The organism is Azotobacter chroococcum, assembly GCF_002220155.1.
GTDB lineage: Bacteria > Pseudomonadota > Gammaproteobacteria > Pseudomonadales > Pseudomonadaceae > Azotobacter > Azotobacter chroococcum.
In genome coordinates, this window is sequence record NZ_CP011835.1 from 3,647,605 (window position 1) to 3,665,352 (window position 17,748).

18 protein-coding genes and 1 pseudogene are annotated in these 17,748 nt (G+C 69.0%); 8 read left to right on the plus strand and 11 right to left on the minus strand.

Annotated elements, in window-relative coordinates:
• Position 1: 1 nt before the first annotated feature.
• Both ACG10_RS16970 and mdcA read right to left on the minus strand, forming a co-directional pair.
• Entirely contained in the window at positions 2–880 is an 879-nt protein-coding gene (locus ACG10_RS16970; protein WP_089169115.1) for a triphosphoribosyl-dephospho-CoA synthase, read from the minus strand.
• Positions 880–2,540, minus strand: a pseudogene (gene mdcA, locus ACG10_RS16975) (malonate decarboxylase subunit alpha). The gene ACG10_RS16970 and the pseudogene mdcA overlap by 1 nt, the downstream one beginning before the upstream one ends.
• Positions 2,541–2,838: 298 nt before the next feature.
• Between mdcA and folM the strand changes: the two are divergent.
• The 4 genes from folM to ACG10_RS16995 all read left to right on the plus strand — a co-directional run bounded on the left by folM (position 2,839) and on the right by ACG10_RS16995 (position 4,713).
• Positions 2,839–3,549 carry a dihydromonapterin reductase gene (gene folM / locus ACG10_RS16980; RefSeq protein ID WP_198318964.1) on the plus strand — a complete coding sequence of 237 codons (711 nt, stop codon included), beginning with the start codon at positions 2,839–2,841 and terminating at the stop codon, positions 3,547–3,549.
• A gap of 41 nt (positions 3,550–3,590) precedes the next feature.
• Positions 3,591–3,968, plus strand: coding sequence for a dihydroneopterin triphosphate 2'-epimerase (gene folX / locus ACG10_RS16985; protein WP_039805803.1), 378 nt, complete (start codon positions 3,591–3,593; stop codon positions 3,966–3,968).
• A 113-nt stretch (positions 3,969–4,081) separates the two neighbouring features.
• Positions 4,082–4,375, plus strand: coding sequence for a DUF1244 domain-containing protein (locus tag ACG10_RS16990; protein ID WP_089169118.1), 294 nt, complete (start codon positions 4,082–4,084; stop codon positions 4,373–4,375).
• Positions 4,372–4,713 (plus strand): HopJ type III effector protein, encoded by a 342-nt coding sequence (locus tag ACG10_RS16995; RefSeq protein WP_089169119.1) that lies wholly within the window; start codon positions 4,372–4,374, stop codon positions 4,711–4,713. Before ACG10_RS16990 ends, ACG10_RS16995 begins: the two co-directional genes overlap by 4 nt.
• A 48-nt stretch (positions 4,714–4,761) precedes the next feature.
• Here ACG10_RS16995 and ACG10_RS17000 read toward each other — a convergent pair whose 3' ends face one another.
• The gene (locus ACG10_RS17000) at positions 4,762–6,156 is read right to left on the minus strand and encodes a cytochrome c peroxidase (RefSeq protein WP_089169120.1); all 1,395 of its coding nucleotides are present in this window, start codon (positions 6,154–6,156) and stop codon (positions 4,762–4,764) included.
• A gap of 601 nt (positions 6,157–6,757) precedes the next feature.
• Between ACG10_RS17000 and cysZ the strand changes: the two genes are divergently transcribed.
• Positions 6,758–7,507 carry a sulfate transporter CysZ gene (gene cysZ / locus ACG10_RS17005; RefSeq protein WP_089169121.1) on the plus strand — a complete coding sequence of 250 codons (750 nt, stop codon included), beginning with the start codon at positions 6,758–6,760 and terminating at the stop codon, positions 7,505–7,507.
• 51 nt (positions 7,508–7,558) lie between these two features.
• Here the strand turns inward: cysZ and ACG10_RS17010 are convergent, their stop codons facing one another.
• On the minus strand, positions 7,559–7,939 hold the full coding sequence (locus tag ACG10_RS17010; RefSeq protein WP_232487132.1) for a hypothetical protein: 381 nt from the start codon (positions 7,937–7,939) through the stop codon (positions 7,559–7,561).
• A gap of 366 nt (positions 7,940–8,305) precedes the next feature.
• On the opposite strand from ACG10_RS17010, the gene ACG10_RS17015 reads away from it, so the two are divergent.
• Positions 8,306–9,484, plus strand: coding sequence for a glycosyltransferase family 4 protein (locus ACG10_RS17015; RefSeq protein WP_089169123.1), 1,179 nt, complete (start codon positions 8,306–8,308; stop codon positions 9,482–9,484).
• A 7-nt stretch (positions 9,485–9,491) separates the two neighbouring features.
• Here the strand turns inward: ACG10_RS17015 and mnmH are convergent, their stop codons facing one another.
• Together mnmH and selD are read right to left on the minus strand one after the other, a co-directional pair.
• Entirely contained in the window at positions 9,492–10,604 is a 1,113-nt protein-coding gene (gene mnmH / locus ACG10_RS17020) for a tRNA 2-selenouridine(34) synthase MnmH (RefSeq protein ID WP_089169124.1), read from the minus strand.
• On the minus strand, positions 10,604–11,641 hold the full coding sequence (gene selD, locus ACG10_RS17025) for a selenide, water dikinase SelD (RefSeq protein ID WP_089169125.1): 1,038 nt from the start codon (positions 11,639–11,641) through the stop codon (positions 10,604–10,606). The genes mnmH and selD overlap by 1 nt, the downstream gene beginning before the upstream one ends.
• 110 nt (positions 11,642–11,751) lie before the next feature.
• Here selD and ACG10_RS17030 point away from each other — a divergent pair, with 110 nt between their 5' ends.
• On the plus strand, positions 11,752–12,744 hold the full coding sequence (locus ACG10_RS17030; protein WP_089169126.1) for a patatin-like phospholipase family protein: 993 nt from the start codon (positions 11,752–11,754) through the stop codon (positions 12,742–12,744).
• Here ACG10_RS17030 and ACG10_RS17035 read toward each other — a convergent pair.
• The 3 genes from ACG10_RS17035 to ACG10_RS17045 all read right to left on the minus strand — a co-directional run bounded on the left by ACG10_RS17035 (position 12,741) and on the right by ACG10_RS17045 (position 15,747).
• Positions 12,741–13,871: an AI-2E family transporter gene (locus tag ACG10_RS17035; protein WP_232487133.1), complete on the minus strand. Its 1,131-nt coding sequence runs from the start codon at positions 13,869–13,871 to the stop codon at positions 12,741–12,743. The genes ACG10_RS17030 and ACG10_RS17035 overlap by 4 nt on opposite strands.
• A 100-nt stretch (positions 13,872–13,971) precedes the next feature.
• Positions 13,972–14,775, minus strand: a complete 804-nt coding sequence (locus tag ACG10_RS17040; protein WP_089169127.1) for a DUF4892 domain-containing protein — start codon at positions 14,773–14,775, stop codon at positions 13,972–13,974.
• 108 nt (positions 14,776–14,883) lie between these two features.
• A complete protein-coding gene (locus ACG10_RS17045) occupies positions 14,884–15,747 on the minus strand; it encodes an alpha/beta fold hydrolase (protein WP_039805813.1) in 864 nt (287 codons plus the stop codon).
• 92 nt (positions 15,748–15,839) lie between these two features.
• Between ACG10_RS17045 and ACG10_RS17050 the strand changes: the two genes are divergently transcribed.
• Entirely contained in the window at positions 15,840–16,610 is a 771-nt protein-coding gene (locus tag ACG10_RS17050; RefSeq protein ID WP_089169128.1) for a phytanoyl-CoA dioxygenase family protein, read from the plus strand.
• Between the two features lie 326 nt (positions 16,611–16,936).
• On the opposite strand, the gene ACG10_RS17055 is transcribed toward ACG10_RS17050, so the two are convergent.
• Both ACG10_RS17055 and ACG10_RS17060 read right to left on the minus strand, forming a co-directional pair.
• Positions 16,937–17,464: a cytochrome b/b6 domain-containing protein gene (locus ACG10_RS17055; RefSeq protein WP_089169129.1), complete on the minus strand. Its 528-nt coding sequence runs from the start codon at positions 17,462–17,464 to the stop codon at positions 16,937–16,939.
• A 3-nt stretch (positions 17,465–17,467) separates the two neighbouring features.
• Positions 17,468–17,734: a PepSY domain-containing protein gene (locus ACG10_RS17060; RefSeq protein ID WP_039805821.1), complete on the minus strand. Its 267-nt coding sequence runs from the start codon at positions 17,732–17,734 to the stop codon at positions 17,468–17,470.
• Positions 17,735–17,748 lie beyond the last annotated feature (14 nt).

Here is a 17,748-nt window from a genome sequence, read left to right on the forward strand (position 1 = left end):
GTCACAGGCTCCCAATCGGCGCCCCGAGCATCGGCTCCAGGCGGTCGAGGAATAAGGTGGCGGCGAGCAGATCGGCGGCGCCGCCGGGCGAGGCGTTGAGGGCCAGCAGGTCGTGCTCCAGCGCCTTGAGGCAGCGGCGACCGGCCAGCGTGGCGCTGCCGCCGGCCTGCAGCACCGCGCGGGCGCCGTGCTGCATGCTGGCCAGCCCTTCCAGTCCGGCCCGGTGCAGCACGCAGGTATCTTCGAGCTGCGCCATGATCGCCAGCAGCGCATCCAGCTGCGCGTGGTTCTCGTCGAAGCCGGCTGCGCGGCTGCGCCGGAGCTGCGGCAGGCCGTGCTGCAGCGCGCCGGGGAAGCCGCACCGGGCCTCTTCCCGCGCGCCGCGCACGCCGTAGCGCTGGCGCACGCGCTCGCCGTGGCTGGGCGCCTGCGCCGGCATCTGCCGGTCCTCCAGCCGGGCCAGTCGCGCGGCGCGCAGGCTCACCTGCTGCGGCGCGGCTTGCACGGGTTCGAGCGCGGCGGCGGTGACCAACAGGCCCAGCGCCCAGATCGCGCCGCGGTGGGTGTTGACCCCGCCGGTGACCGCCAGCATCCGCGCCTCGCCCTCGCGGCCGAGCCGGCCGATGGTTTCGCGCAGGGGCTGGCCGAGCTCGGCAAGGGACTGGCCGGCGTCGGCCATGGCGTGGAAGGCCGGCCACAGCGCGCGCGCCGAGGCGTGCATCAGCTTCAGGTCGAGGTCGCGGTGCGCGCCGCTGCCGCGGCGGTCGACCAGCGCCGGCTTGGGCGACAGGTCGGCCTCGTCGATCAGCGCCTGCACGGCGAGGTCGGCGAGCCGCTCGGCCAGGCTCGGGCGCAGTCTTGCTGCAATGAATGCGCTCATCACCAGCTCCTGAACTTGGCGGGCGGGTTGTAGAGGCCACCGGACCAGTCGACCAGCTCGGCGATGCTCTTGGCGGCGAGCAGCTCGCGGCTGGCTTCGGTACGGCGGATGCCGAGATCCTCCGGCAGGGCGATCAGCCCTTCGCGGCGCATGCGCTCGGTATCCCTGGGGTCGTGGCGCAGGCCGATGCTGGTGACGCCGGCCACCGCGGCGATCATCGCCTGGCGCTCTTCCAGCGAACGGGCCTTGTACAGATAGGCGATGCCTTCCTCGGTGAGCAGGTGGGTGACGTCGTCGCCGTAGATCATCACCGGCGCCAGCGGCATGCCGACCTTCTTCGCCACGTCCACCGCATCGAGCCGCTCGACGAAGGTGGGTTTGCCGCCCTCCTGGTAGGTCTCGACCATCTGCACCACCAGCTTCTTGCCGCGCTCGAGCAGGGTCTCAGGCGTGGTCATGTCCAGCCATGCGGGAGTGGCGTGGCGACGGCCGCGCGGATCGTGGCCCATGTTCGGCGCGCCGCCGAAGCCGGCCAGGCGGCCGCGCGTCACCGTGGACGAGTGACCGTCGCCATCGACCTGCAGGGTCGCGCCGATGAACAGGTCGACCGCGTACTGGCCGGCCAGCTGGCACATCATGCGGTTGGAGCGCAAGGAGCCGTCGCGGCCGGTGAAGAACACGTCCGGGCGCGCCGCCACGTAGTTCTCCATGCCCAGCTCGGTGCCGAAGCAGTGCACGCTCTCGACCCAGCCGGTCTCGATCGCCGGGATCAGGGTCGGGTGCGGGTTGAGGGTCCAGTTGCGGCAGATCTTGCCCTTGAGGCCGAGGCGCTCGCCGTAGGTGGGCAGGATCAGCTCGATGGCCGCGGTGTTGAAGCCGATGCCGTGGTTGAGCGACTGGACCTTGTGCCTCTCGTAGATGCCGCGGATCGCCATCATCGCCATCAGCACGTGCACCGGCTTGATGTGGCGCGGGTCGCGGGTGAACAGCGGCTCGATGTAGAACGGCTTGTCGGCCACCACCACGAAGTCGACCCAGGAGGCCGGGATGTCCACGCGCGGCAGATCGCGCGGATCGTCGACGATCTCGTTGACCTGGACGATGACGATGCCGTCGGCGAAGGCGGTCGGCTCGACCAGCGCCGGGGTGTCCTCGGTGCTCGGGCCGCTGTAGATGTTGCCCTCGCGGTCGGCCATGAAGCCGGCGACCAGCGCGACGTTGGGGATCAGGTCCACCACCAGGCGCGAGTACAGCTCGATGTAGGTATGGATGGCGCCGACCTCGAGCAGGCCGTCCTCCAGCAACTGGCCGATGCGCAGGCTCTGCGGGCCGGCGAAGGAGAAGTCGAGCTTGCGGGCGATGCCGCGCTCGAACAGGTCGAGGTGCTCGGCGCGACTGACGCTGGGCATGATCATGTGCAGATCGTGCAGCCTGCCGGGATCGGCCCTGGCCAGCGAGCGGGACAGGAAGTCCGCCTGCTTCTGGTTGTTGCCTTCCAGCACCACGCGATCGCCGGGGGCGATCAGCGCTTCCAGGGCGGCAACGATCCTGTCGCTCGGCAGGACCACGCCATCGGCGAGGCCTCGCACCTGGTCGAGCCGGCGCTGCTTCTCGCTGCGCCGACGCGACCACTGCGGCGGGGGGAAATTGTTGTTGTCATGGCTACTCCACGGGTTCCGCTGTCGTGGCCTCACGGTAGGCGGCAGCCGGGGTAGCGTTCAATCAAGCTGGGCGGACGATCGTTACTCTGAAGTTAACGATCCGCAAGAATTTCTCCTTTGCAAGACCTGGATCGCACCGTCATACCTTGGTCTGTGCCGGGGGGTGGGTACGGTTGTACAAAGAGGGACACTGCTATAAGTTCCTCGGCAGGTTCGGTGGCGCGGCGTCCCTACTACTGGTCAGGTACCCGGATGCTGCGCCGCTGGACCCACTCCCCCGGCTGTGCGAGTCCCCCCATGAGTGCATCCCCGGCCCCCATCCTGATCACCGGCGCCAGCCAGCGCATCGGCCTGTACTGCGCCGAGCGCCTGCTCGACGCGGGCCAGCCGGTGATCGCGACCTTCCGCCGCGAACGCCCGGGCCTGGAACGGCTGCGCGAGCGCGGCGCGCCGACCCTGCACGCGGACTTCGCCGACGAGGCCGGCATCCTCGCTTTCATCGAGCGGCTCAAGGCGCACACCGACCGCCTGCGCGCCATCGTGCACAACGCCTCGGAGTGGCTGGGCGAGGCGCCCGGCATGGAGGCGCAGACCTTCCAGCGGCTGTTCAGCGTACACATGCTGGCGCCCTACCTGATCAACCTGCACTGCGCCGAGCTGCTGGAGCACTCGAGCCCGGCGGACATCGTGCACATCGGCGACGACGTGACGCGCAAGGGCAGCGACCGGCACATCGCCTACAGCGCCAGCAAGGCCGGCCTGGACAACCTCACCCTGTCCTTCGCCGCGCGCCTGGCGCCGCGCATCAAGGTCAACGGCATCGCCCCGGCGCTGATCCTCTTCAAGCCGGAGGACGACGCCGACTACCGCGCCAGGACCCTGGCCAAGTCCGCCCTCGGCATCGAGCCCGGCGCCGAGGCGGTCTACCTCGGCCTGCGCTATCTGTTGGACAATCCCTACGTCACCGGCACCACGCTGACGGTCAATGGCGGCCGTCACCTCAAGTGAGTGCCGCCCCACTTCCGCAACCGACAGGATGGAGCAAGGCTATGCCGCGACTGGAGCCAGGCATGGCGCGGATCCGGGTCAAGGACCTGCGTCTGCGCACCTACATCGGCATCAAGGAGGAGGAAATCCTCAACAAGCAGGACGTGCTGATCAACCTCACCGTGCTCTACCCCGCCGTGGGCGCGGTGCGCGACAACGTCATCGACCAGGCGCTGAACTACCGCACCCTGACCAAGGCGATCATCCGCCACGTCGAGGAGAACCGCTTCGCCCTGCTCGAGCGCCTGACCCAGGAGATCCTCGACCTGGTGATGGGCTACCCGAGCGTGCGCTATGCCGAAGTGGAGGTGGACAAGCCCCACGCCCTGCGCTTCGCCGAGTCGGTGTCGATCACCCTCGCCGCCCGCCGCGAAGGCTGATCCCGGTCGCCCGGGCGCGCTGGTGACGGCCGCCGGCAGCGCGCTATGATCGCGCCCGGCGGCCGCCTCGCCGGCCGTCTACTCTACCGACGACTGTCAGCCGGGGAACCACGATGACCGAAGAACAACGCATCGAACTCGAAGCCGCCGCCTTCCGCCGCCTGGTCCAGCACCTGCGCAGCCGGCCGGACGTGCAGAACATCGACCTGATGAACCTCGCCGGATTCTGTCGCAACTGCATGTGGAAATGGCTGAAGGCCGCCGCCGACGACCTGTCCATCGAACTCAGCGTCGAACAGGCGCGCGAGGAGATCTACGGCATGCCGTACGACGAGTGGAAAGGCAAATACCAGAAAGAGGCCAGCCCCGAGCAGGTGGCGGCCTTCGAGAAGAGCAGCAAGAAATGATCGACCTGAACGACTTCCGTGCCCGCCTGCGCAGCGGGGAGCACGCTTTCGCCGACACCTTGGCCTTCATCGCCGCACACTACGACTACCGGCCGAGCGCCTTCGCCAACGGTTCGGTGGAGAACGCCGCCGGGCAGAACGAGGGCTCCTGCAAGACCCTGGGCCTGGCGCTGCTCGAGGGCCTGAGCGACGAGGAGGCCCTGCTGGCCTTCGGCGAGCACTACCGCGCCGTGCTGGCCGATCCCGCCGGCAGCGACCACGGCAACATCCGCGCGCTCATGAAAAGCGGCCTGGCCGGCGTGCGCTTCGCAAGCCAGCCGCTCGGCCGCCGGGGCTGAGCCGGACCGGACGGGAACCGGGGGCGAACGCCCCCGGAAACCGCCGGGTTACTGCAGGGTCTTGCCCTGATACTGGCCGTTGAGGGTGTTGAGGAAGGCGACGATCTTGCCGACCTCGTCCTTCGACAGCTTCACGCCGACCTGGTACTCCGCCATCTTGTCGACCGCCTCTTCCAGGGTCCTGGCGCTGGCGTCGTGGAAATAGGGTGCGGTCAGCGCGACGTTGCGCAGGGTCGGCACCTTGAAGCGGTGCATGTCCTTCGGGTCCTTGGTCACGTTGTAGCGCCCGTGGTCCACCTCGCTGACGTTGCCGCGGTCGGCGAAATAATCCTTCTTCACCCCCATCAGCTCGAAGGACTGGCCGCCCATCGCCTCGCCCACATGGCAGGTCGCGCACTTGGCTTCCTTGAACAGCGCGTAGCCTTCCTGCTCCACGCGGCTCAGCGCGTCGCTCTGGCCCTTGAGGAACAGGTCGAAGCGGCTGTCCGGCGTGACCAGGGTCTTCTCGAACTCGGCGATGGCGTCGGTGATGTTCTTCGCGGTGATGCCGTCCGGGTAGAGGGCGGCGAACGCGGCGCTCAGCGGCGCGTCCTGGGCCAGCTTGCCGACGATCTGCTGCCAGGAGGTCGAGGCCATCTCCAGCGGGTTCATCGGCGGGCCGCCGGCCTGCTCCTGCAGATCGGCGGCGCGGCCGTCCCAGAACTGATGCACGTTGAAGGCGGAGTTGAACACCGTCGGCGCGTTGATCGGGCCCTTCGAGCCGCCCACCCCGACGGATACGTCCAGACGATCGACCCCGCCCTTGTCCAGGGCGTGGCAGCTGGCGCAGGAGACGGTATCGTCGCCGGACAGCCGGGTGTCGTGGTAGAGCTTGTCGCCCAGCGCGACCTTGGCCGGGTTCACCGGGAAGGTAGTGGTGATCGGCTGCACCGCCTCATGCCTGAAGGCGTCGGCGACCACGCCGGCCGGCTGCCGCTTCAGGCGCTCGGCCTTCACCCAGTCGAGCAGCACGCCCTTCTCCGCGTCGGACAGCCGGGAGCGCCAGTGCATGCTCAGGTAGAGGTTCGGCGGCATGGCTCCGTCCTCCATCACCGACTCGATCTTGGCCAGGTCCACTTCCGACACCGGCCTGCCCTGCTGCACGTTGGCCAGCAGCGACTCGATGTTGAACTGGCGCTGGGCCATTTCGATGTCCTTTTCCATCAGCTGCCTGGCGACCGGCAGGCTGGCGTAGAACGGCAGTTCGCTGCTGCTGGTGTGGCAGTACTGGCAGCCGTTGCCGTTCAGCACCTCGAAGGCCTGGGTCGTCAGGTTGTCCTGGCCTTTCAGCTCGGCGCTGGCCAGGTGCTGGCGGCTGATGCGGTCGTCGAAGCGATCGACGATGAAGACGGTGGCCAGGTAGCCGGCGACGCAGGCACCGACGACAAGGGGTAGCTTTTTCACGGGTCATCCTTATCCAAGGGTTGGTAATCGGGGCAAAGCCGACGGCGAGCCGGCGGGAAGCCCAAGGCTTCGACCGTCGACTGAAGCACAAAACAGATGAACGAAACCTTAACGCTCCTGCCCCTGGCAAAGGAAATGCCTAAAGCCAATACTATTCATAGACAGAAGCTATTTTTCTGTACGGATAAGTGCTTTATGCACTATCGAAGCAGACGGCCAGGGGGCACCAGCCATTCAGCCGGAACCCGGCGAGGGGAAACAGCGCGACGCCGCCGCCCCGGCGCACGGCGCTGCCGGCGTGTCGGGGCGGGGGGAATAAAACGGCCCGGGCGGTGTTCGCTGCAACAACCCGCCGCCAGGCCTGAAAGGGAGAAGAAAAGGGGGCCACCCAGTCAAGGGGAAGACTTCAAGGAGAGCGGCGGCCCCTGCAACCGTCGAGTCGTTCTCAAATTCGATGCTTGAAAGTTACCTGTGGAATCCGGCTCACGGAAATTTTCAAAATCAATCTGGGCCATAGGCCAGCTCTATCAGCCCCCGGCAGCGCTTTTCCTGTCCCGGCAAAGCCGGTAAGGTCGGCGCGAATTTGCCTCCGGAGACCCCCATGCCCCCGTCCGTCCTGTCTGGCCCGCACTATCTGGGCAAAGGCCTGAAACTGGTCCTGAGCCCCGGACTGCGTCTGTTCGTCCTGCTGCCGCTGACTGTCAACCTGCTGCTCTTCGCCGCCCTGGTCGGCCTGGCGGTACGCCAGTTCGAGCTCTGGGTCGACGCCCTCATGCCCAGCCTGCCGCAGTGGCTGGCCTTCCTCGACTACCTGCTGTGGCCGCTGTTCGTCGGCCTGGTGGTACTGATGGTGTTCTTCACCTTCACCCTGCTGGCCAACGTCATCGCCGCGCCCTTCAACGGCTTCCTGGCGGAAAAGGTGGAGGTGGTGGTGCGCGGCGAGGACCACTTCCCGCCCTTCCACTGGCGCGAGCTGCTCGACATGGCGCCGCGCACCTTCAGCCGCGAGTGGCGCAAGCTGACCTATCTGCTGCCGCGCGCGCTGTTTCTGCTGGTGCTCTCCTTCATCCCGGTGCTCAACCTGCTCGCCCCGCCGCTCTGGCTGCTGTTCGGCGTGTGGATGATGGCCGTGCAGTACATCGACTACCCGGCCGACAACAACAAGCTGTCCTGGGACGACATGCTCGCCTGGCTGCGCGCGCGCCGCTGGCAAAGCCTGAGCTTCGGCGGCATCACCTACGCCGCGCTGCTGGTGCCGGGGCTGAACCTGCTGATCATGCCCGCCGCGGTGGCCGGCGCCACGCTGTTCTGGGTGCGCGAGGGCGGCCTGCCGGTCCATTCGCCGCGCTGACGGCGCCCGGGTCCGGCGCTGAAGCGGGGAGCCGCGGGCGCCTCTCCGAGCTCAATCGAGGAGTTCGGCATCGCTCCAGCGCCAGCGGAGCAGCGCCAGGGCCTGGGTGCGACTCATCCAGGGACCGATCAGGAAAAACCGGTAACCGGACACCGCAACGGGCCAGACCTTGCGCCGGGGATGCTCCCCGGCAGCGTTCAGGAATTCGACGATCAGGGCCTGCTGGGCCCGCAGCGCGGCCAGCAGATCGGGAGGCGCGATATCGTCTGCCTCCAGACGGTCGCCGCTCACTCTCAGGGCGATGCCTTCGTCCCTGGCCCATCGAATGATCTCGAGGACATTCATGCGGGAGCGATTGCTGGTGGGATGGCCAACCGGCGTGGCGGTTCGGATGGCGGAGGGACGGCGAAGCGGAGAAACGGAAATGGACATGGATGGCGCGTGCCTTTGCAGGATCGGAAACTCAGGAGTTTCAGGGATCTGTCGACGTTCTGGCGTGCGCCGCGTTGTCGCGCCCCCCGAAGGGACGCTGCCCCTCTTGTTCGTCACGGATGACAGGCTTCTCTCCTCGCTCCCTGCTCTGCGCCAGAAGGCGCCCGTCGCGGCCTACTTCGGAACGTCAACAGCCCCCAGTGAAGTCGGCTCTCTAGTGTAACCCCGGACGAAGCGTCATTGGCCGTCGGCCCGTCCTTCTCTGCAGCCGGACTGACGGACGAGCGGCACGGAGCCGCTCTGCCCGTCACCGGAACGTCAAGCGCTCGTCATCGGTCTGACACATCATCGTCCGAGACTGATGCCATGACTACCGCCCTGCACATCGCCCTGATCAGCGAAACCTTCCCCCCCGAGGTCAATGGCGTCGCCAACACCCTGGGCCGGCTGTGCGCCGGGCTGCGCGCCCGCGGCCATCGCGTGCAAGTGGTGCGTCCCCGGCAGAACGCCGACCGGGGCCGGCGCAGCGACGAGCAGCTGCTGCTGACCCGCGGCTGGCCGCTGCCCGGCTACCCGGGACTGCAATGGGGCCAGTCGGCCACCGGCAAGCTGCTGCACCGCTGGAAACGCGAGCGCCCCGACGTGATCTACATCGCCACCGAAGGCCCGCTGGGCCTGTCCGCCCTGCGCTGCGCGCGCCGCCTGGGCATTCCGGTGGTCAGCGGCTTCCATACCAACTTCCAGCAGTACAGCGGCCATTACGGCTTCGGCCTGCTGGCCCGCCTGCTGACCCGCTACCTGCGCTGGTTCCACAATCACTCGCAGCTGACCCTGGTGCCCAGCGCCAGCCAGCGCATGGAGCTGACCCGGCGCGGTTTCGAGCGGCTGGAGCTGCTCTCGCGCGGCGTCGACAGCCGGCTGTTCCAGCCCGCCCGGCGTTCCGCCAGCCTGCGCGCCGCCTGGGGCGCGGGCGACGACGACCTGGTCGTGCTGCACGTCGGGCGGCTGGCGCCGGAAAAGAACCTCGGCCTGCTCGGCAGCAGCTTCCGCAACCTGCAGGCGGCCCATCCGCAGCGCCGGCTGAAGCTGGTGGTGGTCGGCGACGGTCCGCTGCGCGCCAGCCTTGAGCAGCAGTGGCCGGAAGCCCACTTCTGCGGCATGCAGCTGGGCGAGGCGCTGGCCACCCACTACGCCTCGGGCGACCTGTTCCTGTTTCCCAGCCTGTCGGAAACCTTCGGCAACGTGGTGCTGGAGGCGCTGGCCTCCGGGCTCGGCGTGGTCGCCTACGACCAGGCCGCCGCCGCCCAGCACATCCGCCACGGCCACAACGGCGCACTGGCCGAACCGGGCGACGAGCAGGGCTTCAATGAGGCGGCGAGCTGGCTGCTGGAAGACGAGGAGAACCTGCGCCGGGTGCGCCTCAACGCCCGCCAGCACGCCAGCCACCAGGGCTGGGAGGCCATCATCGAGCAGTTCGAGGATTACCTGCGCAGCGCCCTGCACACCCCCGCCGAACTCGCCGCCGGCCGCCCCAGCGTCGGCTGAGAAGGCGTCAGCCGCCGGCGGCCGCGGCTGCGCGCTCGCGCAGATAGGCGAGCACCGCCGCCTGGTCGCCGGCGAAGACGATGCGCCCGGCCTTGCTCTCGCGCTGGTAGGCGTACATCGGGTCGTAGTATTCGCGCAGCAGGCCGACGATCCACTCACGGTGCAGTTCGACGCCACGCCCTTCGCCCTGCTCGGCGAGCGCCTGGGCCATGATTGCCGCCAGCCGCTGGTAACGCTCGCCGCCGAGCCTTTTGACGATGTTCGCCAGGCTCTGGGTGAGACGCGCGGCGAAGGCGGCGAAGCCGGCTTCCGGGCCTTCGACGGCGACGAACTCGGCGCACAGGTTGATCACGTAGTCGCGCAGGATGCGCTCGACGCGCCCCTCGAAGCTGTCCTCCAGCCAGACCAGCGGGTACTGCTGCATGCCCTGGTGCAGTTCCAGCGGCAGCGAGCAGCTGCCGACCAGGCGGCTCTCGTCCTCCAGCACGAACTGGCCGATGCCGGCCGCGCGCTTTCTCAGGATGTCGACGGCCAGGCGGTTCTCGAAATCGATCTGCGCCGGCTGCGGCGTCGCGCGCTTGCCGAAGCTGGAGCCGCGGTGATTGGCGTGGCCCTCCAGGTCCAGGCTGTTGCCCAGCGCGGCGATCACCTCGGTCTTGCCGGTGCCGGTGAGGCCGCCGACCAGCAGGAACCCGCACTGCTCGGTGGCCTGGCGGGTGGTGTCGAGGAGGAAGTTGCGCATCGCCTTGTAGCCGCCGATCACCCGCGGGTAGTCGATGCCGGCTTCGGTCTTCAGCCACTGCTGGACGATCTGCGAGCGCAGGCCGCCGCGGAAGCAGTACAGGTAGCCCTCGGGATGGGCGCGGGCGAAGTCCGCCCAGGCCTGGATGCGCTGCTCCTTGGTCTTGCCGGACACCAGCCGGTGGCCGAGCTCGATGGCCGCCTGCTGGCCGTGCTGCTTGTAGCAGGTGCCGACCTTCTGCCGCTCGCTGTCGGTCATCAGCGGCAGGTTGAGCACGTTGGGAAAGGCGCCGCAGGCGAATTCCACCGGGGCGCGGGTGTCCATCATGGGGACTGCATTCAGGAAAAGCTGGCGGTAGTCGGCGGTATCGGCGCGCATCAGAAGAGCACCTCGACCGCCAGGCTCTGTCGCTCGACCAGCTCGCCGATCGGCGCCAGCGTGAGGCCCAGCCCGGCGGCCGTGGCGAGGAACTCCGCCTCGCCCTCGGGACTCACCGCGACCAGCAGGCCGCCGCTGGTCTGCGGGTCGCAGAGGATCAGCTTGCACAGCTCCGGCAGCGGCGCGATGCGCTCGCCGAAGCTGTCGAAGTTGCGCAGGGTGCCGCCGGGCACGCAGTTCTGCTCCAGGTAGTACTCCAGATCGGTGAAGCGCGGCACCGCGGCGAACTCGACGCGCGCCGACAGCCCGCTGCCGTCGGCCATCTCGACCAGGTGGCCGAGCAGGCCGAAGCCGGTGACGTCGGTCATCGCCTTGACCCCGTCCAGGCGACCGAAGCGACTGCCGGGCTTGTTCAGGGTGCACATCCAGTCGCGCGCCAGGCCCACGTCCTGGAGGCGCAGCCGGGAGCGCTTCTCGGCGGTGGTGAGGATGCCGATGCCCAGCGGCTTGGTCAGGTACAGGCGGCAGCCGGCGGTGGCGGTGTCGTTGCGCTTGAGGAAGCGCTTTTCCACCATGCCGGTCACCGCCAGGCCGAAGATCGGCTCCGGGGTGTCGATGGAATGCCCGCCGGCCAGCGGGATGCCCGCGTCGTCGCAGACTGCCCGGCCGCCGGCGATCACCTCGCGGGCCACCTCCGGCGGCAGCAGGTTGATCGGCCAGCCGAGGATGGCGATGGCCAGCAGCGGGTCGCCGCCCATGGCGTAGATGTCGCTGATCGCGTTGGTCGCGGCGATGCGGCCGAAGTCGAAGGGGTCATCGACGATCGGCATGAAGAAGTCGGTGGTGGACACCACCCCGCGCTCCTCGTCGATGCCGTACACGGCGGCGTCGTCGCGCGAGGCGTTGCCGACCCAGAGTCTGGGGTCGAGGTTCTGCGCGCCGCTGCCGGCGAGGATCACTTCCAGCACCTTGGGGGAAATCTTGCAGCCACAGCCGGCGCCGTGGCTGTACTGGGTCAGACGAATGGGCTCGCTCACGGGGCGTCCTCGAAGGGGAACGGAACAGGCGGCGAATTGTATCAAAAGCGCACCTTGGCGCCGCGCCGTGCCCGGCGTATGGTTCAGGAACAAGCGGTACGGGGGATTCCATGGGCAAGCGGGTGGCATTGGTGCTGGGGGCGGGCGGCGCGCGAGGCTATGCCCACATCGGGGTGATCGAGGAGCTGGAGGCGCGCGGCTACCGGATCGGCTGCCTGGCCGGCTGCTCCATGGGTGCGGTGATCGGCGGCATCCATGCCGCCGGCAAGCTGCCCGAGTACCGCGAGTGGATCGAGAGCCTGAGCTACCTGGGCCTGCTGCGCCTGCTCGACGTCAGCTTCAGCATGGGGGTGATCCGCGGCGACAAGGTGTTCGCGCACATCCGCGAGATCGTCGGCGAGGTGAACATCGAGGACCTGCCGATCCCCTTCACCGCGGTGGCCACCGACCTCACCACCCACCAGGAGATCTGGTTCCAGGAAGGCTGCCTGCACCAGGCGATGCGCGCCTCGGCGGCGATTCCCAGCCTGTTCACCCCGGTGACCAAGGGCCATCACATGCTAGTCGACGGCGGCCTGCTCAACCCGCTGCCGATCGTCCCGGTGGTGTCCAGCCACTGCGACCTGATCGTCGCGGTCAACCTCGGTGCGCCCAACCACAAGCAGTACCGCCTGCCGGCGAGCGACCGCCCGATGCTGCGCAAGGGACGGGTCGATGCCGTGCTCGACTCGCTCGGCTCGCGCCTGTCGTTCCGCCGGCGCGAGGAGGACAGCGCGCCGCTGCCGGTGCCCATGCTGCACGACGCGCTGGGCGAGCCGGCCGACCTGGAGACGGAAAGCCCGCCGAAGTCGGCCAGCGGCGCCAAGGTGGTCGACTCCCTCGGCCCGGCGACCCTGCTCGACCTGGTCAACCAGAGCTTCGAGGTCATGCAGAACGCGCTGACCCAGTACAAGATCGCCGGCTATCCGCCGGACATCCTGATCAACGTGCCCAAGCAGGCCTGCCGCTTCTTCGAGTTCCACCGGGCCCCGGAGATGATCCAGCTCGGCCGGCAGATCGCCCGCGACAGCCTGGATCTCTACGAGCGCGACCACGAAGGCTAGCGGCCGCTCTGGTCGGTCCGCTCGGTCAATTTCGCTGCCCGCACCTCCCTGCCCTGCTCCTGCTGCCCATGGTTCGCCGGCACCTCGCCCTGCGGCCCGGGCTCGCTCACCCAGTCGCAGAGCAGGCTGTAGGCCACCGCCAGCAGGGTCGGGCCTAGGAACAGGCCCATGAAGCCGAAGGCGTAGATGCCGCCGAACACCCCGAGCAGCACCACCACCAGCGGCAGGTTGCCACCGCGGCTGATCAGGTAGGGCTTGAGCACGTTGTCCACGCCGCTGATCACGAACATGCCCCAGATGCCGAGGAAGATCGCGTAGCCGTAGTCGCCCTGCCAGGCCAGCCAGGCGGTGGCCGGCATCCAGGCCAGCGGCGGTCCCATGGGAATCAGGCTGAGCGCGAAGGTGAGCAGGCCGAGCAGCATCGCCCCCGGCACCCCGGCGATCCAGAAGCCGATCAGCGCCAGCAGCCCCTGGGCCGCGGCGGTGCCGATCACCCCGTTGACCACCCGCTGCACGGTGGCGGCGACCAGCTCCAGGTAGTGCTCGGCGCGCTCGCCGATCAGCCGTTCCAGCAGGCTCTGCACGAAGCGCTCCAGGCGCGGCCCGTCGCGGTAGAAGAAGAACACCAGCACCAGGCTCAGCACCAGCTCCAGCATGCCGCCGGCGAGCTTGGCGCTGCGCGCCAGCAGCCAGTTGCCGACCTGGCCGAGGTACGGCTTGAGGGTGGCGAACAGCGCCAGGCCCTGCTGGTCGACGGCGCGCCAGAGTTCGACCAGCTCGTCGCCGATCATCGGCAGCCCGGCCAGCCACTCCGGCGGCGGCGGCAGGCCTTCGAGGCGCAGGGTGTTGATCAGCCCGGTGAGCTCGCGGATGTAGTCCACCAGGTTGAAGCCGAACATCAGCAGCGGCACCGCCACCAGAACCACCCAGCCGGCGGTCAGCAGGCCGGCCGCCACCGACTCGCGCCCGTTCAGCCACCCCGTCAGCAGGCGCATCAGCGGCCAGCTGGCGAAGGCCAGCACGGCGGCCCAGAACAGCGCCGAGGCGAACGGCAGCAGCAGCCACAGGCAGGCGCCCAGCAATGCCACCAGCAGGAACAGCACCAGCAAACGATCGTTGTTGGACATTCGGGTTCGCGACTCCATCGGAAAGGCGGCGGAAGGCTCGACTATAGAGACATTCTGCGGAAGGCGAATGGCAGGAAAGGCGCCGGGCGACAGCCCGGGCTCACGGCAGCCGGTTCAGGCGCAGCCCGGCGACGGCCGCCTCGTCCAGCTCCAGGCGCGCGGCGCGCACGCCCCGCTCGACCAGCGCAGCGCGCCAGGCCGGCGCCTGCGCACCGGCCAGGGCGACCCGCAGGGTGCTGTCGAGCATCAGGCTGCGGGCCAGCAGCTCGGCCCAGGCCGCGCCGGGCTCGCCGCTCAGGCCGGGCAGCAGCAGCTGGCCGTCGGCGCGCAGCTGGCGCAGCAGGGTGGCCGGGGTCGGCAGCAGCTCGCCCAGTTCGCCGGCGGCGTCGAGCTGCTCGACGTGCAGGTAGTCCCGGCGGTTGCCGCGGGTGATCGCGTACAGCGCCAGCAGGCTGTCGCGGCGCGGCGCGGCCAGGCGCAGCAGCGCATAGGCCTGGCGCTCGTCCGGGCCGTACAGGCGGGCGTTGCCGAACACCGCATTGGCCCACAGGCTGCTGGAGCCGCATTCGCGTCCCTCGCACCAGTAGAGCAGCTCGGAACCCTGCCCGAGCAGCGCCGTGCGGGCCTGGGCGAAGGCCTCCGTGGCGACATGCCCGGCGGGCAGCCGGTAGGTCGCCGCGGTCAGCGCCCCCTCGGCCGACACCTCGCGCTCGTAGCGCAGCTGGCCGCTGATCCGCCGGACGTTCCCCTGGGGATAGGTCCGCTCCGCCTCGACCTGGCGAAAATCGACGATCTCGGCGTGGGGAAAGCGCGGCAGCACCTCGAGGTCGTGGCTGCCCGGCAGGTCGGCGGCAAGCAGGGAACTGCCGGCCAGTGCCAGGCAGCAGAAGGTGGTCAGGCGCATCCGGCTCCTCGAAAGCTCGACTCGAACGGGGCCGCGGGGCCGGACTGGCAAGGCCTTCCGCCACGGCTTCCCGGGTTGCGGCCACTCTCCCGGCCAGCCTCCGGCAAGTCAAGGCACGGGAAAGAAGGCTTTGAAACAGTCTGCTACAGCCTGGGCACCGGCCTCGTCGTCCAGGTGCAGATGATGCCCGCCGGGCAGCTCGTGCACCTCGAAGGATAGCTCCTTCAGCAGCGCCGCCACCGGCGGCCGCCCGGCCAGCAGTCCCTGGCGGGCCAGCACCAGGCTGACCGGGCAGCGTACGGCGCGGACGAAGGCCTCGGCCTGGGCCGGGTCCAGGCGCAGCGCATAGGGCAGCCGCAGGCGGCTGTCGGCCCGCCAGGTGTAGCCGCCGGGCACCGGCATCAGGCCGCGCTCGGCGAGCCGTTCGGCGGCCTCGCGGCTCAGCGCAGCCACCCCGTGCATGCGCGCCTGCACCGCCCGCTCGATGCTCTCGTAGACCGGCTTGCGCTTGCCGGCCAGCGCCAGATGCCCGCGCAGGGCATCGCCAAGCTGCAGCGGGGCCTCGGCGGCCTCGCGGGTGATCGGCATGCCGCCGTCGATCAGCGCCAGCCGCTCGATCCGCTCCGGCAGCGCGCCGGCCAGCAGCACGGCGACGATGCCACCCATCGAGTGGCCGAGCAGGGAGAAGCGCTGCCAGCCGAACTGCTCGGCGACCTGCAGCACGTCGAAGGCATGCTCCCAGTGGCTGTAGCCCAGACCGGCCGGCCGGTGGGCGGAATGGCCATGGCCGGCGAAGTCCAGGGCGACGATGCGCAGCCCCGGCAGGCGCGGCGCCAGGCGGGCGAAGCTCATGGCGTTGTCCAGCCAGCCGTGCAGGGCCAGCACCGGCTGGCCGTCCTCCGGTCCGTAGAGGTGGGCGGCCAGTTCGATATGGGGCAGATTGAGGCGAACCTCTTCGAAATGCAGGGTCATGGAGAGTCCTTGGCGCCAGGGTGCGGGAGCCGCAGCATAGCGGATGCCGGCCCCGCGCTAGACTGGAGCGACAACGCCAAGGTGAAGAGGCCATGTCCCACGACGCCATTTCCCCGGAACTGACCGCCCGGCGCCTGCAGGCGCTGCACGAGGAGGGCTTCGTGCTGCTGCCCGGCGTGCTGGATGCCGGGCAGATCGCCGAGCTGCGCGGCGCCATCGACCGCCTGGAGCCCGAGCACTGGGACTACACCGGGCTGGTCGACCACTACAAGTGTGTCTTCAACCGCTCGCCATTGTGGCTGCCCTACCTCGACCTGCCGGGAGTGATCGAACTGGCCGAGGCCGCGCTCGGCGCCGACTGCCACGTGATCGGCCAGACCGCCTGGCGCAGCCATCCGGGCTTCATCGGCGCCGACCTGCACCTGGACTACCTGGTCATGGAACTGCCGCCGGCCCTGCTCGCCGACCCGGCCTTCCGGCTGCCCATGCAGATCGGCACGGCGCATCTCTATCTCGATGCGATCGACGCGGACCTCTGCCCGACCCTAGTGATCCCCGGCAGTCACCGCGCCGGCCGCCCGCCCCGCCCGGACGAGAACCAGTGGCAGGACCGCGCGCCCGAGCCAGTGCTGTGCCGGGCCGGCGACGTGCTGTTCTTTCGCAGCGAACTGTGGCATGCCGGCAGCCGCAACCGCACGGCGGACCGCACGCGCTACCTGCTGCAGGTGCACTACGGGAGGCGGATGGTGGCGCAGAAGTTCTCGCCCTATCTGTACTGGCGCTTCGACCCGGCAGTGCTGGCCGCCTGCAGCGCACGCCAGCGGCGCCTGCTGGGCGAGCATGCGCCGGCGGAATACGACTGAGGGGGCACCAGCAGCCGACCTTTACTCACAAAGATTGTGGGTGCAACGGTGGATAACATTGGTATTCCGGGCTGCAGGCCGCATGGAGCCTGGCCCGCGGTCAATCCGTACAGTTTTTGTCCAGCCGTGGCGCCGCGACCCGCCCTCTGCGCCCGTCCCCAGAGGGCTGGCCGCAGGACATCGTTTCGGAGGACGAAGCCGTGTTTCTCAACAAAAAGCGGGGAAAAGGCTGTGGATAAGGCCGGGATGAGCGGGCCGGACGCCGAGCCCGTGCGGGCTGCGGTGCGCTGCACAAATAATCGCCAGCCCGGCCCTGGAGCGCCTCGCTACAGCTTGCGCCGCCGCCCGGTGATCATCGACAGCGGCAGGTTCTCGCGCAGGCGGACGCTTTCCAGCAGCGCCGCCGCCAGATGCAGGAGGACCAGCCCGAGCAGGCCGTTGGCCAGAAGCTCGTGCAGCTCCTCGAGCGCATCCGATCCCCAGAAGTAGTCGACCTCCTGCATCAGGAAGCCGCTCACGCCGAGGCCGAAGATGCAGGCCATCATCAGGATCATCACCAGCGCGCCCAGCGGCGAATGGCCGAGCCGGTGATAGGAGCGCCCGCCTCTCAGCGCCTGCAGGTGCTCGGCCAGGCGCGCGCGGGTCGGCCAGAAATCCGCCCAGCGCGCCGCCGGCGAGCCGATGAAACCCCACAGCACCCGGACGGGCAGCCAGGCCAGTGCGTAGTAGCCCAGCCAGACGTGCCAGAACTCGCCCTCCTCGGTGAAGAAGTAGTTGGCGACGAACACGCCGGCCAGCGACCAGTGGAACAGGCGCACCAGCGGGTCCCAGAGGCGCAGGGCTTCATTGCTCATGGATCAGTCCTCGATCTCTTCCTTGACCGGCTTGCCGCTCACCGGGTCGAAGTAGATCTCGACCTTGCGCTGGTCCTTGTCGTGGCCATAGATCTCGTAGCAGTTGCCACTGGTGACCTTGAACTTCTTGATCTCGTAGCCCTGGGCCTTGAGCTGCTCCTGGAACTTGGCCTGGTCCTGCCACTGGGACTTGTCGGCCTCGGTGCACTGGGGGCCGGCGAGAGCCAGCGGACTGGCCAGGGCAAGGCCCAGCAGAACGATCTTGCGCATGATGAACAACCTCG

Excerpts from the sequence above, each read along its gene's own strand:
- mnmH (WP_089169124.1), bottom strand. The coding sequence starts at position 10,604 with ATGCGCGCCGATACCGCCGACTACCGCCAGCTTTTCCTGAATGCAGTC.
- folX (WP_039805803.1), top strand. The coding sequence starts at position 3,591 with ATGCCGCGACTGGAGCCAGGCATGGCGCGGATCCGGGTCAAGGACCTG.
- ACG10_RS17015 (WP_089169123.1), top strand. The coding sequence starts at position 8,306 with ATGACTACCGCCCTGCACATCGCCCTGATCAGCGAAACCTTCCCCCCC.
- ACG10_RS16990 (WP_089169118.1), top strand. The coding sequence starts at position 4,082 with ATGACCGAAGAACAACGCATCGAACTCGAAGCCGCCGCCTTCCGCCGC.
- ACG10_RS17050 (WP_089169128.1), top strand. The coding sequence starts at position 15,840 with ATGTCCCACGACGCCATTTCCCCGGAACTGACCGCCCGGCGCCTGCAG.
- ACG10_RS16970 (WP_089169115.1), bottom strand. The coding sequence starts at position 880 with ATGAGCGCATTCATTGCAGCAAGACTGCGCCCGAGCCTGGCCGAGCGG.
- ACG10_RS17010 (WP_232487132.1), bottom strand. The coding sequence starts at position 7,939 with ATGTCCATTTCCGTTTCTCCGCTTCGCCGTCCCTCCGCCATCCGAACC.
- ACG10_RS17045 (WP_039805813.1), bottom strand. The coding sequence starts at position 15,747 with ATGACCCTGCATTTCGAAGAGGTTCGCCTCAATCTGCCCCATATCGAA.
- ACG10_RS17055 (WP_089169129.1), bottom strand. The coding sequence starts at position 17,464 with ATGAGCAATGAAGCCCTGCGCCTCTGGGACCCGCTGGTGCGCCTGTTC.
- ACG10_RS17030 (WP_089169126.1), top strand. The coding sequence starts at position 11,752 with ATGGGCAAGCGGGTGGCATTGGTGCTGGGGGCGGGCGGCGCGCGAGGC.
- folM (WP_198318964.1), top strand. The coding sequence starts at position 2,839 with ATGAGTGCATCCCCGGCCCCCATCCTGATCACCGGCGCCAGCCAGCGC.
- ACG10_RS17035 (WP_232487133.1), bottom strand. The coding sequence starts at position 13,871 with ATGTCCAACAACGATCGTTTGCTGGTGCTGTTCCTGCTGGTGGCATTG.
- cysZ (WP_089169121.1), top strand. The coding sequence starts at position 6,758 with ATGCCCCCGTCCGTCCTGTCTGGCCCGCACTATCTGGGCAAAGGCCTG.
- ACG10_RS17060 (WP_039805821.1), bottom strand. The coding sequence starts at position 17,734 with ATGCGCAAGATCGTTCTGCTGGGCCTTGCCCTGGCCAGTCCGCTGGCT.
- ACG10_RS16995 (WP_089169119.1), top strand. The coding sequence starts at position 4,372 with ATGATCGACCTGAACGACTTCCGTGCCCGCCTGCGCAGCGGGGAGCAC.
- ACG10_RS17040 (WP_089169127.1), bottom strand. The coding sequence starts at position 14,775 with ATGCGCCTGACCACCTTCTGCTGCCTGGCACTGGCCGGCAGTTCCCTG.